This is a genomic window from Spiroplasma turonicum, assembly GCF_001262715.1.
Lineage (GTDB): Bacteria > Bacillota_I > Bacilli_A > Mycoplasmatales > Mycoplasmataceae > Spiroplasma_A > Spiroplasma_A turonicum.
The window spans coordinates 363,889-378,371 of the sequence record NZ_CP012328.1; the positions used below are offsets into that span (position 1 = coordinate 363,889).

Below are 14,483 nucleotides of genomic sequence, written 5' to 3' on the forward strand. Positions count from 1 at the left end.
CAATCATGATAGATGGTGCAAAATTGCTAGATGCAATTTATGAAATAGTACAAGATAAAAAGATAGACAAATCAATTATATTTGAAGGTATTAAGGATGGTTTTCAAAAAGCTTACGAAAAGTTTTTTGACCCAGAAGCAATAATAAAAGTAGAAATAGATGAAAACATTGGAACTATAAAAGTTTATAAAGAACTTGTTATTGTTAAAGAAATCGATGATGAATGATTAGAAATTGAATTAGATGAAGCTCGTAATAAATATGGTGAAGAACTACAAATCGGTGATAAAGTTTATGAAAATGTAGAATTTACTGTTGAGTTTTCTAAACTGGCAGTTATGCAAGTTGGACAAATTATCAAACAAAAAATAAGAGAAGCTGAAAAAGCTATGATTTATGAGGAATTTTTACCAAGAAATCATGAAATAGTTGGTGGCACAATAAAAGACGTTACTGAAACTAGTTATTTAGTTGAAGTTGACGGTGTTATAATTCCAATTTGAAATAAAAAAACAATTCCAGGTGAATATTTTAATATTGATGACATTATTTCATTTTATATTGAAGAAATTTCAAAAGATAACAAGCATTCTCAAATATCAGCAACTAGAATTCATCCAGATTTTTTAGCCAAATTAATGGAAATAGAAGTTCCAGAAATAATGGAAGGTATAGTTGAAGTTAAAGCTGTTTCTCGTGAGCCTGGAAAACGTGCAAAGATTGCAGTTGTTTCACATGAAGAAAATGTTGACCCAATAGGTAGTTGTGTTGGTGCTTCTGGTTCGAGAATTAAAAATGTAACAAAACAATTAAATGGCGAAAAAATTGATGTAGTATTATTTGATGAAGACAAAAAAACTTTTGTTATGAACTCATTAACTCCTGTAAGGGTAATTAGTATTGATATCGATGAAGATAATAATGAATGTTTTATAGTTGTTCCTAATGAACAATTATCTCTTGCAATTGGTAAAAAAGGAATGGCAGCTAGATTAGTTGCTAATCTTGTGAATATGAAGATAAATATTTATTCTTTAAATGTGGCTATTGAAAAAGAGATAGATATATTATGAAATGGTAATATAACAAAAGAAGAATTAGAAACAACAAATTTTATTGAAAACACTAATAAAAGAAGAGAATCTAAGTCAAACTATTAAATATAGGTGTTTACTATGGCAAAACAAATTAATGGAAACATTCTAAGAAAAGATATATCTTCAAATAAAAGGCTACCAAGAAATGAGTTATTAAGAATAGTTAAAAATAAAAATGGACAAATCTTTGTTGACATTGCAAAAAATGCACATGGAAGAGGTGTTTATATTTATCCTAGTGAATTATCAATTAAAAAAATTAAACAAAAAAACTTATTAGATAGGTCTTATAGAACTCATATTGAAAGCAGTATTTATGATAATGTTGAAAAAGATTTATTAAAAATAATAAATAATGAATAAAGATAAATTATTAAATGCTTTAGGATTGGTTTCAGCTGCTAATAAATTAATATATGGTATTAAATTATTTGAAAAAATTAAAGAAAATAAAATTAGTTTGGTTATTATTGCTTCTGATATTGGTATTAGTCAACATAAAAAAATAAAAAATAAATGTAATTTTTATAATGTTCCTTATTATGATAATCTAATAAATGGAATAGAACTAAGTAAGTCAATTGGTAAAACAAATATAAAAATAATTGGCATTCAAGATCAAAATTTCATTAAATTAATACTAAAAAATATTTAAACAAAAAGGAGATGGTGGTATGACAAATAAAAATAAAAAAAAGGTATCAAATAACAAACAAACAAATAAGAGTAAGTCTAAAGCACATACAACAATTATAAAAAATAAACTAAAAGAAACCAAAGAAACAGGATTAATTGATGGGGTTTTCATTTTTACAGAACCATTATCTATCGCTGAATTTGCAAGTAAGTTAGGAAAAGAACCAGCATCTATAGTTAAAATATTTTTTACAAAAGGAATTATGGTTAATCAAACATTTACCTTATCAGAAGAGCAAATGGGTGAGTTATGTTTAGAACTTGGTTATGATTTTAAAAAAGAAACTAACATTACTAAAGAAAACATATTTGAAACATTAGAAGAAGATGATAATCCAGATGATTTAAAAACAAAACCACCAATAGTCACTATAATGGGACATGTAGATCATGGAAAAACAACATTATTAGATTCTATAAGAAATGCAAACGTTATTGAAGGTGAGTTTGGGGGAATTACTCAACACATAGGTGCTTATCAAACAAGTATAAATAAAAACAAAATTACTTTCATTGATACCCCAGGTCACGAGGCTTTTACTGAAATGAGAGCAAGGGGTAGTGAAGTTACTGATATTGTAATTATAGTTGTTGCAGCAGATGATGGTGTTATGCCACAAACTGAAGAGGCAATTGACCATGCCAAAGCAGCTGATGTTCCAATTATTGTATTTGTTAACAAGATTGATAAACTTGGTGCTGATCCAAGTAAAGTTAAAATGGAATTAATGAAATTTGGTATTGTAGCTGAAGAATATGGTGGAGATACACCATTTATTGAAGGTTCTGCAAAAACAAAAGTTGGTATTGATACATTATTAGAAACAATTTTATTATTGGCTGAACTTAAGGATTTAAAAGCAAATCCTAATAAATATGCAAAGGGTACAGTTATCGAAGCACATATAGATAAAAACAGAGGACCAATTGCAACAGTTCTTGTGCAAAACGGAACTTTAAACATTAAAGATATAGTTATTGCTGGTGCAACATATGGTACAGTAAAAGACATTGAAAATGAAAATAAAATGAAATTGAAAACGGTTAGTCCGGGTCAACCAGCATTGATAGTTGGTTTAAATGAAGTTCCAAGAGCTGGTGATAAGTTTATAGTTGTTTCAGAAGAAAGAATTGCTAGAGATATTGCAAAAGCTCAGTATGAAAAACAAGCAAACGAGTCTAGAAATAAAAGTACTGCATTTACATTAGATTCTATTAAAAATCAAATCGAAGCAGGTGAATTAAAATCCATAAACATAATTCTTAAGGCTGATGTACAAGGAACTGTAGAAGCAGTTAGAAATGCAATGCTTAAAATTAACATTGAAGGTGTTCGAATTAATGTAATTCGTTCAACAGTTGGGGCTATATCAATAAGTGATATTACATTGGCACTAGCTTCAAATGCAATAGTTTATGGTTTCAATGTAAGACCAAATGCTCAAGTTAGACAAAAAGCTGAAGAAGATGGGATAGAAATAAGACTTCACAACATAATATACAAACTATTAGAAGAAATTCAAGAAGCAGCAACTGGTATGCTTGACCCAGTATATGAGGAAAAACCTCAAGGTGAAGCAGAAGTTAGACAATTATTTAGACATTCACAGGTAGGAACAATCGCTGGATGCAGAGTAGTTAGTGGTACTATACCTAGAGGTTCAAAAGTACATATAATAAGAGATGGTATAGTAATTTATACTGGTGAAATGGCATCTTTAAGAAACAATAAAGATGATATTAAAGAGGCTAGAACTGGTCAAGAATGTGGTATTACAATAAAGAACTTTAATGATCTTAAAGAAAATGATATTATAGAAGCATATAGTATAGAAGAGGTGAAATAAATGCCAAAAGATGTTAAGTTAGAAAGAGCTCAATCAAATATCTTAAGAGAATTAACTTTAATTCTACAAAGAGAGTTTCATGATACTGATTTTATAAAATTTTTAACAATTCATGAAGTTAGATTATCAAGTGATATGAGTCATGCAAAAATATTCTATTCATATGTAAACCCAGATTTTGACCTTGAAGAAGTTAAAATTGAGTTAATGCATAATTTAAAAGAAATAAGAATGCTATTAGCAAACAAAGTAGACATGAGAAGTGTCCCTGAATTAACTTTTGAATATGATAAATCATTAGATAATGCAAATAATATCGATAAAATACTAAAAGATATAAAATAATTACTTTAAAAAAATAAAAATATCTTAGTAGCATTTTTTCCAGTTTTTATTTAGTTATTAATTAAAAAACCTAAACTTATAAAGTTTAGGTTTTTTGTTTTAGCTTTCACTAACTTTTTTTTGATTCATGTACTCTTTCTTTTTTTCTATATAATCTATTTTTACAGATTTAATTTTTTGCAAAGTATCATATCTCATTTTTGATTTATCTTCATTATTCAAATCTTTTTGTTTCAAATCTTTGCTTAACTCTTTTTTTAAAAGCCTTACTTTATTTACCTTATCATCTTTAATTGTTTTAAAAAATAATAAAGTTTTTTGTTGTTCAATTCCTTTTGTTGTTAATAGATTTGAGCCCTCTTCAATTAAACCTTCGGATTTAGCTACAATTGTCGCCGTACTTACACCTGCAAGCACATTAGCACCCGTTCTACCCATATCAAATAGACCATCCAAAGGAGCAATAACATTTAATACAGCATCAATAAATTCTCCAAAACCAATTCCACCTATTACACCGATTGTAACAACAGAAGCAGTTCCTGGAACACCAGCTATACCCAGTGATGCAACTATAGTAACAAATAAAGAAGTTATAAAAAATGTAAATAATCCCATGGAATGAACTGTATCAGAACCTGTTCATAAAATACTTGTAGCAAGTCCTGATTGTATACCAGCACAAGCAATCAACCCCATTGTTGTAGAAATTGGAGGAATACTACTTACTACTTTTTCATTAACTTTCATTTTTGTAAGAGTCTCCATCGATACTGGTAATGTTGCATTTGATGATTGAGTTGCAAAACCTTGAATTAATGGTCTTCAAGCTTCCTTTCATCATGAACCAATTTTTATTCTAGATAAAAATATTTGAAGAGTTAATCATGCAATTGCAATAGCAATTGCAAGATAACCAATACCAATAACTTTTCCAATGTTTGCTAATTCACCTATAGGTCTAGATGTGATTGAAGTAGAAAGCATAGACATTACAGCAAGTGGCATTATTTTCATAAATGTTGAAAGCATTGAAGAAGTTATTTTTCATGCTGTGTCTGCTCCCTTTACAATAGCCTCCATTTCAACTTTATTTCTTTTTGATAAAATTTTAACTGACATACCTGCAAGTGCTGCGATTACCATTACAGGTATAATTGAGTTTTGCACTAACGCACTAAAGAAATTTTGTGGTAAATACTCTCAGATAATCTCAGGTAAGGGAACATTATCCTTAACTCTTGTTGATTCACCTGGATCTCCTAAGACACCTTGGCCAACTTTAGTTGCAAGTCCTAAAAAAAATGTTATGCTAAACATTACAGCAACATTTATAAGTAAAATTGCAATTCCTTTTGCTGTAATTCTAGCAAGGCCTGTTTCACCAGGTTTAGCTGTAATTTTAAATATTGCTATAAATACTATTGGTATTGTTAGCAATAGTACACCACGAATAAAAATGTTCTTAAAGAATCCTGACCAAATGTTTAATTCATTAACCCAATATAAATCACTTTCACTATTTTTAAAACTATTTTCTAGAGTTTCTTTATTTGGAAAACCAATAATTGATTGTATTACAACTCCAAAAGCCAATCCTAATAACATACCAATTATTACTCTATACATAAAAGCAATCTTAATTTTTTTTAAAAATACTCAAAAACCAATTTGTAATAAAATGAATATTAGAATTGCAACACCAGATTGTCATTTACTTATTGCAATAAAATCACGTAATATATCATTTTTGTTATCATTTAAAATCAATACTATAACCTCCTTTATTATATTTTATACCTTTTAGTTAATTAATTTTGATAATGCAATATGAATTATGTCAAATGATCTTGAGAAGGGTGGTGCATATGGTAAATCTATTTGTTCTAAACATTCGTTAACTTTAGTTTTATTCCATATTAATGTTGATAGTGAGTAAAATCTAAGTATTGAGTTTTTGTCAGCAAACATTTGAGCACCAATAAGCTCGTTTGTTTCAATGTTCATAATAAGTTTTAAATATATATCTTTCTGACCTTTTAAATAATTTGTATGATCTTTATCTTTTATAAAAGCAACTTTAGTTTTAATATTATTTTTTTCAGCCATTTCAGTTGTTAAACCGGCTCTTGCAATAGCTTTATCAAATATTTTAATAATTGAACTTTGAATAGTTCCATAAAATTTAGATTCGATATTACAAATATTATTAGCGATAACTTTAGCCTGTTTTGAAGCTACTGTTGCTAAAGGTGTATATACATAATCATTTGTAATTCTATTTTTTATAACACAACAATCACCACCTGCATAAACATCTTTAATATTTGTTTCTCCTTTTTCATTTACTATAATTGCATTATTTTTGTATAAATTAAGTTCTGTATCATTAAATATATCAGTATTTGGTTTAAAACCAGTTGCAACAATTACAATATCACAACTCAATTCTCCATCTTTTATTTCTGCAATTATTTTGTTGTCAAGCTTTTTAAACTTTTTAACATAGTTATCATTAATTAGATCTATATCATTTGAAATTAAGTTTTCTTTTATTAAATTTGAAATTTCTTCATCATAAATATTTGAAGATATTCTTTTATCTAGTTCTATAATTGTAACTTTTTTACCTAAATTTTTTAAGTTCTCAGCTACTTCTAACCCAATAAATCCTGCTCCAATTATTAATATATTTTTAACTTCGCTTTTATTAATAGTGTCTTTTAAACTTAATGCGTCTTCAAACTTAGTTAGTTTAAAAAAATCTATATCATTTAATCCATCAATTTTAGGAATTGAAGCACTAGCTCCTGTCGAAATTATTAATTTATCATATTTAAAGATTTCATCTGTTGTTAAAACTTCTTTATTATTAAAATCTATTTTTTTTATGTTTGTTTTTAATTTTATGTCTATACCAGTTTCTTGAAACTTTTCAACTGTTCTCGCAAATAAATTATTAGAATCTTGAAACTCATCTCCAACATAATATGGTAAACCACAAGCTCCAAGAGAAACATAATCACCATTTTCAAGTACAGTAACTTCATAATTTTGATTAAGTCTTTTTATCTTAGCAGCAGCACCCATACCTGATGCACCGCCACCAATAATAAGTATTTTCATTTAAACACCCCTTTATTAAATAAATTTAATGTTATAATAACTAAGAATTATAACAATTTAATTATAGTTCATATTATTTATAAGAATATTTAAAATTAAAAAAAGAGGAAAAAAAATGAAAAAATGAATAACAACAAAAAACATTACTACATGTAGTCTTTTGTCTGCAGTTATGTTTGTTATGGGAGCTGCAATTTCTACAATAGCTTCTATGACAGGAAAATCTATTATACAATTTTCTGATATTATTTTTCTAATAATGTTAGGTAAAACAAATTTATTTACATTAATTTTAAGTGCAATTATAGCTGGTTCTATGATTGATCTTTATGCTGGAGGAGCTATTTTTATACCAATCACTATATTGGTAAAAATTTTAATTGGACTAACTTATCTGTTATTAAGAAAAAAAGTAAATATACATATAATATTTATAATTAGTTACTTATGAATTTTTATTTATAATTTATATACATATATATTATGAGATGCATCAACATTGATAGTTGAATCAATAGTTAATTTAATTCAATATAGTGTTACAGTAGTGTTTTCAATTGCAATTGTTTTTGTATCAAATTTTAAATTACAAAATAATATTTTAAAAAATGATTACAATGATACCGTGGAAGTTACAATCAATAATAAAAATAATTAGTATTGTAAAAAATAAAACATACATAAAATTTTAATTATTCAAATATTAACATTATGTTATTAAAAAATGTATTAATATTAATTAATAAATATTTTGATGATTAATATTTTTTATTATAGAGTATTTGTTTTTTAAGTTTAAAAAATAATAAAGTGTAAGCAAAAATTTATATTTTAATTATTTTACATATATTCAATTAATTTATACAAATAATTATTATTAAAGTAATTTATAATTAATAAAAACAGTTTTCATGCATGATCAAACACAAAAATTCGTATTAATCTAACAATTTATTAAAAAACATTAACAAATTTTTCATTAAATAAACATAATTAAAGTATTTTGCTTTCAATATATTTTTACATTTTTAATAGTTATATTATTTAAATAAAATTTTTTATTGAATTATAATTTTTTAATAAGCTATATAATTTAAATCATATGATATTGTTTAATTATTCATTTAATAAAAACTAATTAATTGTTCCATTAGTTATTTATAAAATTAAAAGTGATTATTAACTTATAGTATCTAATTTAAAAACAGTATTTTTTCAAAATTAAATAATTTTGTTTCATTTAATATAGTAATTTATTTTCTAAAAAAATTTAATTATTAAAGTTATAATTTTAAATTAGTATTAACTATAGATATAATTTATATAAAAATAAACTATCTATGTAAAAGTTTTCTAAAATGTTGAGCTAATAATGTATAAAATTATTTTTTAAATTAATAAACTAATTAGTTATAAAATTTATTATTATTTATAAAATATCTTTCAAATTGTTATTTTAGATATCTTTTTTAATATATTTTTATAAAATTAATTTTGTGGAAGTTTGCATAAAAGAGGTTTTAAATGATAGAGGTTAAAAATATTACAAAATTATATAAAAACAATGATGGTATCAAAAATGTATCATTTAATTTAAAAGAATCATGTTTATTATCTTTAATTGGGGAAAATGGTGCAGGCAAAACCACAACTATAAAAGCTATTTTTAAAGAAGCTAAACTCGACTCTGGTAAAATATTAATAGATGGAGATAATCTACATACAAATAATAATCTTAGAAAGATTGCATTTTTTCCTGACTCAAATAATATACCATTAAATATTAAGTCCAAAGATTATATAAATTATATTTGTGCAACAATTGGTTTATCTAAAAAAGCATATAAAGATAACTTAAATATAATTGTAGATTTGTTAAAAATAAATAACTTAATGAATAAAAAAATAAAAGAACTTTCAGCTGGCCAAAAGAAAAAAATAATTATGGCAAGTGTCTTGATAAGGGAACCAAAATATATTTTTTTTGATGAACCAACAGCAAACTTAGATATTAGTTCAAAAACCGAATTTATATCTATAATTAAGTATTTAAAAAACTTAAAAATAAGTATGCTTATAACAAGTCATTTACTTGATGAGTTACAAGAAATATCAGACCATATTGTAATCCTTAATAAAGGTTCAGTTGTTTATAACCAATCATTTGATAGTAATAAGGAAAATATAAAAGATTTATATAATAATTACATTAGTTCTAAAAAAATACAACTTGAAGATTTAAATAAAGTTTTTAAATCTAAATAATGAACACACATATTAAAAAATCTTTTTTCTTATTATTAGCAATAAATCTAATTCTTTTAATAAAAAATAAAACTTTAATAGCTCTTTTCACTTTTATTTTTGTTATACAAGAGTTGATAATATTGATTGTTTTAATTAAAAGTAATTCTATTATTAATATTTCGAAAAGTTTTATAAATATTAAAAGTATATGATTTATATTTTTAACATTAATATATGGTACTTGTTTAATCATTATTTCTTATAAGTTATTTCGAAATCATATTGACAATGGATTGCTTAATTTGGAAAGACACTCAGGAATAACAAAGTTTAAATCCTTTTTTGTTAGATATGTTGTTTCTCTAATTTTGTTATGTAGTTTTATAATAATTAATTTAATAATTAACTTTTTAACTATAATAATTTTAAAAGAAAATATTTTATTCTTTGTAAATAATGTAATACAAATTTATTTCTATATATCTATATTTACAATTGTTATTTATCCATTAATTTGTTTTCTATCGATTTGTCTTAAGAATGTTGTTACGATAATAACAAAGTTTTTATTAGTTTTTATATTAAGTTTATCACCATCAATAAGTAAGCTAATTGAAAATCCTAATAATATTTACAGCATAAATAATTTGTATTATAATAACATTTCCAAAGTAAATTTAAAATACTCATTATCTTATGATTTTCAAAAAATAGTTAAAAGAAGTTTTTATTTAAATGATATTTTAAATGATAACTCACCTTTTGAAAACAACTTGAATATTTTTCAAAGCACTATAAATAATTTACCTACAAACAATAGTAAACAAATTAAAAGTGATTTATTAACAAGAGTATTATTTTTAGGACAATCAAACTTATTAGACATAAATAATGAAAAAATAATAGGGGATTGAAAAATATCACAACTTATATTAGAGCCAGTTTTTGAAATATCAAAAAATTATAATTCTAAAGTCAATTACAATGAAATTTATGATCATTATTTTTTTTCTGGTATAGAAAATCTTCAAAATAAAAAGTTAAACAAATTTGATGATTTTATATATTATCTTTTAGAATCAAATCTCGACTTATCAGTTAAAGAAATAATAAAATATGTTTCTTTTGTTTACGAACGTTACTATTACTTAATTTCAAATATACCTAAAATATCTATATTTCCTATTCTCAGTTTAGAAAATAATAGTATTTTTGATAATAGTTTAGATGAAGATTATTTTTTAGGCTTAAATCGTGAAATACTTCAAATTTATAAATCAAAACCTGAAATAATGATATTTAATTATATTATTTTACAATTATATAATTATTCGATTAATTTTGATTTTCAAGAGTTCATTAGAATTATTGAACAGTCCGACTTTTTTAGTAATGAAGATAGTTATGATTATGATTTCGTTCATTACTTAAACTGATATAACGAAAATAATTTAAGCATTAATAAATATTTTAATTTAAATTTATTCAATACTTTTTCAATATATTATTATAAAAATTCTGGTAATACTATTGATGACTTTTTTAATACAAATAGTAATTTTAGTTGATTAGTAGGTTATTCATTTACAAATAACTTAAATAAAGAGTTTTATTTAGATGCATATGAAAGTGTCAATAATAGTACTATGAATAGTAAAACTTTTAATTTGTTTAATCTACCTTTGACTTTGAACGTAAATAATAAATATCTTTGAAACTTATCAATTATTTTAATTAGTACAATAACTTTTAATTCTTTATTTTACTTTTACTTTATTAAAAAAATAGATTGGGTTTAATTATGAAACAAAATTTAATTAAAAAAGATACAAAAAAGATTTTTATATTTATTATGTTATTTAAAATAAATTTTATAAATTTATTAAAATATATTCCTTTATATATAATAAGTACTATATTTTTAGTATTTCATTTAACAATAATTTCTCTACAATTATTTCATTTTAACAACATTAATGATTATTTATTGTTCAATACTCTTTATAAATCATTTTATTATATAATAGCAACTTTATTACAATGCATTTTCATTTTTTTTATTTGTTATTTTTTTTACAATAAGCAACGTGAAGAAGATTTAATTAAAATAGAACAGAGATCTGGCATCAATACAAAATACATATATTTAATTAGATTATTAATTTCTTTTATTGTAATTTTTACTTACATAACTTTTTATTTATTAATATCAATACCATTATTATTTTTGTCAAATTTATCTTTTAATTTAGTTTCTAACGTAGTTTTTAACCAAGTAACTTATTTATAGTTTTTATCACTATTTGTTTTACCATTGTTTTCTATTTTTACTTCATTATTTTCAAAACTAAAATGTAGTATAAGTACAGTTTTTATTAGTTTAATCATTTCCTTTTCTCCTTTAATAACTTCAATATTATCAAAAGTTGAAAATAATTTTTCTGGTTTTAATGAATTTTATCAAAATGATAAATTAATAAAATTTAATTTTAAAACAGATATTACTAATAAAGCAGTTAAATATATAAATGATGAAAGTTTAAAAGACTTTACCCCAATTGCTGATATTTTAGATTATAAATTAAAAGAGGGCGAAACAAGTACAAATAGATTAAGTGCTTTTAAAAGAGCATTATATTTAGGCCAATTAAATTTATTAAATATTAACAACAAATCAGTTATTGAAGATTGAAAAATATATAAAACCATATTCGACCCAATTTATAAGAGTTCTTTAAGGTATTACAATTTATTTACTAATCCAAAAAGTGATTATGATTTTAATTTCTTTCTAAATTTAAAAACAGTTGATCAAGTAAATTTAATTAATTTCTCAGGTTACATAAATTATTTAAAAAGTTTAGATGAATTAAAAACACTATCTCCATTATTAGAATATATTAAAACAATATTTAATGATTATTGATGATCTTTATCAAACCAAAGAGTAATAAATAGTCAATTTGCAAGTATATATGAACATATATTTGTTGAAGACTCTAGAATGATGTTTTTTAATGAAAGTGACGATGATTCAGAAGAATATTTATATGAAAGTAATGAAAAAATATTTAACTTATACAATGAATTACCACAACTCATGATTCTTAATTATTTAATTATGCAACTATACACAAATATGATTTATTTTGATGATCAAATTTTCTTTAACATATTAAGTATTGATATATTAAGTAATGATAATGAAGATATAACTATTGAAGAGCTGTTAAATAGTTATGAGTTATATTACAAAAAATTAGACTATAAATATAACCTCAACTTTTTAGGGAATTTTTCTACAATTTACTTAAACCTTAATAAAAACTTGTTATATAAAGAAATTATTTATAATAATGCAAATGCTAATTTTATGTGGTTTTTACCAAGAACCAGAGTAAGTTCAAATTTTATTAGGGATTTGATTAATAACTCAAAAAATAATATTGAAAATAAAAAAGCAACTCCTATATTTAGCGAAGATATTCATTTTAAAGGAAGTTCAAATTATATAATTATAATTATTAGCTGATTATTATTTGATTTATTATTGACAATTTCTTCATATTATATTTTCAAAATTAAAATACTTAAATAAAAAAACTTTGAAAACCAATAAAAATTAATTAGTTTCAAAGTTTTTTATTTTCATTTTTTATCTATTATAGTTTGAATTCTTATTGTAGTGAGTGTGAATAAAACAATTGCAAATAGATCAAAAATCATAAAACTGATTCATGATTCAAAAAATGCAATTACACCATATAAATTGCCAAATTCAACATACCTTTGAAATGCCTTTAATATGGCTGAAATTAAGGGTGCGGTTATAAAAACAAATAATGCACTAACTGTTAAATTAGTAGTTTTTTTAAAATTTGTTTTAACTTTATAAACGCAAAATAATTTACTAAAAAATAATCAAAATAATAATACTCATAGCATTAAACCAATACTTGAAGTAAATCTAAATAATGGACTTTGTCCTCAAATAATAAATTGTAAAATACCATCTAACAAACCTATTATCATACCCCAGTATAAACCGACTACTTGAAAGCTTATAGCAATAATGTAATACTTTAGTGAAAAACCAATATTTACATTTGTAATTCCCAATGGTAGTAAAACGTTTATAAAACTAACAGCTGTAGACATACTTAGTAACAAACTGACAAGGGTTATGTTTAGAGTCTCACTCCTCAAACCTTTGTATTTGCTTGTTTTGTTAAGTTTGCTGATTTCATAATCCATATCAATATTAGTCTTTGCAACTTCTATTTTAGGAGTATTTTCATCAACTTGCTTCATTTAATCTCCAATCTAAACAAACATTATTATTTAGAATTCAAACATTATTCACCTCGATATTATTATAATATAATTTATGTAGGTGAAAATAAAATGTACCAATTTTTCAATGAAACAAAAATAAATGATATCTTCATAATTACAGATAAAGATTATCATCATATAAAAAATGTTATTAAATTAAAAGTAAATGAAAATGTTATTATCGTATTTAAGGAAAAAAAATATTTATGTAAAATAATTGAATTTAATAATTCTGAATGCATTGTAAAAATTATTGATGAAATAATTTCTAATGCAAGTAATATTAACATTAACTTATTTTTGGGAGTTATTAGAGAGCAAAAATGAGATTATGCTTTACAAAAATCAACAGAAATTGGTGTATCAAATATTTATCCTGTTATTTTTAAAAGAAATGTAGTCAAAATAAACAACAAAGATGAGGAAAAAAAACTTATTAGATGACAATCTATTGTAAACAATGCAGCAAAACAAGCAAAAGTTCTAAATATACCTAATGTTAAAAGTGTTATATATAATGTAAATGATATAATTAAACAAAAATCAAGTTTAAATTTATTGTGTTATGAAAATGAAGAGGGAACAACATTAAAAAATGTTTTAAAAGGGGAATTAAATTGTAAAAATATTAACTTAATTATTGGTCCTGAGGGCGGTTTAGATGAATCAGAAGTTATAAAATTAAACAATAATGGTTTTAAATCCGTATCACTAGGTAATAACATCTTAAGAGCAGAAACTGCACCACTATTTGCATTAAGTTGCATAAAATATGAATTTGATATGTAAA

Annotated in this window: 13 protein-coding genes; 10 read left to right on the plus strand and 3 right to left on the minus strand. The window is 23.3% G+C overall.

The genetic code is table 4. The annotated features are described in order from the left end of the window. Positions 1–5 precede the first annotated feature (5 nt). From nusA to rbfA, 5 genes are read left to right on the plus strand one after another with little or no spacing between them, the layout of a single operon-like run. Positions 6–1,160, plus strand: a complete 1,155-nt coding sequence (nusA, locus tag STURON_RS01760) for a transcription termination factor NusA (RefSeq protein WP_075048165.1) — start codon at positions 6–8, stop codon at positions 1,158–1,160. A gap of 15 nt (positions 1,161–1,175) precedes the next feature. Next, the gene (locus STURON_RS01765) at positions 1,176–1,460 is read left to right on the plus strand and encodes a YlxR family protein (RefSeq protein WP_075048166.1); all 285 of its coding nucleotides are present in this window, start codon (positions 1,176–1,178) and stop codon (positions 1,458–1,460) included. Further along, entirely contained in the window at positions 1,453–1,752 is a 300-nt protein-coding gene (locus STURON_RS01770; protein WP_075048167.1) for a L7Ae/L30e/S12e/Gadd45 family ribosomal protein, read from the plus strand. The genes STURON_RS01765 and STURON_RS01770 overlap by 8 nt, the downstream gene beginning before the upstream one ends. A gap of 19 nt (positions 1,753–1,771) precedes the next feature. After that, a complete protein-coding gene (gene infB, locus STURON_RS01775) occupies positions 1,772–3,640 on the plus strand; it encodes a translation initiation factor IF-2 (RefSeq protein WP_075048168.1) in 1,869 nt (622 codons plus the stop codon). Beyond that, positions 3,641–3,985, plus strand: a complete 345-nt coding sequence (rbfA, locus tag STURON_RS01780; RefSeq protein ID WP_075048169.1) for a 30S ribosome-binding factor RbfA — start codon at positions 3,641–3,643, stop codon at positions 3,983–3,985. It begins immediately after the preceding gene. Between the two features lie 99 nt (positions 3,986–4,084). Here rbfA and STURON_RS01785 read toward each other — a convergent pair whose 3' ends face one another. Beyond that, positions 4,085–5,755, minus strand: a complete 1,671-nt coding sequence (locus STURON_RS01785; protein ID WP_075048170.1) for a dicarboxylate/amino acid:cation symporter — start codon at positions 5,753–5,755, stop codon at positions 4,085–4,087. Positions 5,756–5,788: 33 nt separating this feature from the next. Beyond that, complete coding sequence (locus STURON_RS01790) at positions 5,789–7,111, minus strand: CoA-disulfide reductase (protein WP_075048171.1); 1,323 nt, start codon at positions 7,109–7,111, stop codon at positions 5,789–5,791. Between the two features lie 115 nt (positions 7,112–7,226). Between STURON_RS01790 and STURON_RS01795 the strand changes: the two genes are divergently transcribed. From STURON_RS01795 to STURON_RS01815, 4 genes are all read left to right on the plus strand, one after another. Beyond that, positions 7,227–7,769 carry an ECF transporter S component family protein gene (locus STURON_RS01795; RefSeq protein WP_075048172.1) on the plus strand — a complete coding sequence of 181 codons (543 nt, stop codon included), beginning with the start codon at positions 7,227–7,229 and terminating at the stop codon, positions 7,767–7,769. Between the two features lie 866 nt (positions 7,770–8,635). Further along, the gene (locus STURON_RS01800) at positions 8,636–9,376 is read left to right on the plus strand and encodes an ABC transporter ATP-binding protein (RefSeq protein ID WP_075048173.1); all 741 of its coding nucleotides are present in this window, start codon (positions 8,636–8,638) and stop codon (positions 9,374–9,376) included. 284 nt (positions 9,377–9,660) lie between these two features. Next, the gene (locus STURON_RS01805; RefSeq protein WP_144416176.1) at positions 9,661–11,157 is read left to right on the plus strand and encodes a hypothetical protein; all 1,497 of its coding nucleotides are present in this window, start codon (positions 9,661–9,663) and stop codon (positions 11,155–11,157) included. Positions 11,158–11,672: 515 nt separating this feature from the next. Next, the gene (locus tag STURON_RS01815; protein WP_075048176.1) at positions 11,673–12,956 is read left to right on the plus strand and encodes a hypothetical protein; all 1,284 of its coding nucleotides are present in this window, start codon (positions 11,673–11,675) and stop codon (positions 12,954–12,956) included. A gap of 44 nt (positions 12,957–13,000) precedes the next feature. Here the strand turns inward: STURON_RS01815 and STURON_RS01820 are convergent, their stop codons facing one another. Next, the gene (locus STURON_RS01820) at positions 13,001–13,669 is read right to left on the minus strand and encodes a hypothetical protein (RefSeq protein WP_075048177.1); all 669 of its coding nucleotides are present in this window, start codon (positions 13,667–13,669) and stop codon (positions 13,001–13,003) included. A gap of 93 nt (positions 13,670–13,762) precedes the next feature. On the opposite strand from STURON_RS01820, the gene STURON_RS01825 reads away from it, so the two are divergent. Then, entirely contained in the window at positions 13,763–14,482 is a 720-nt protein-coding gene (locus STURON_RS01825; protein ID WP_075048178.1) for an RsmE family RNA methyltransferase, read from the plus strand. Position 14,483 lies beyond the last annotated feature (1 nt).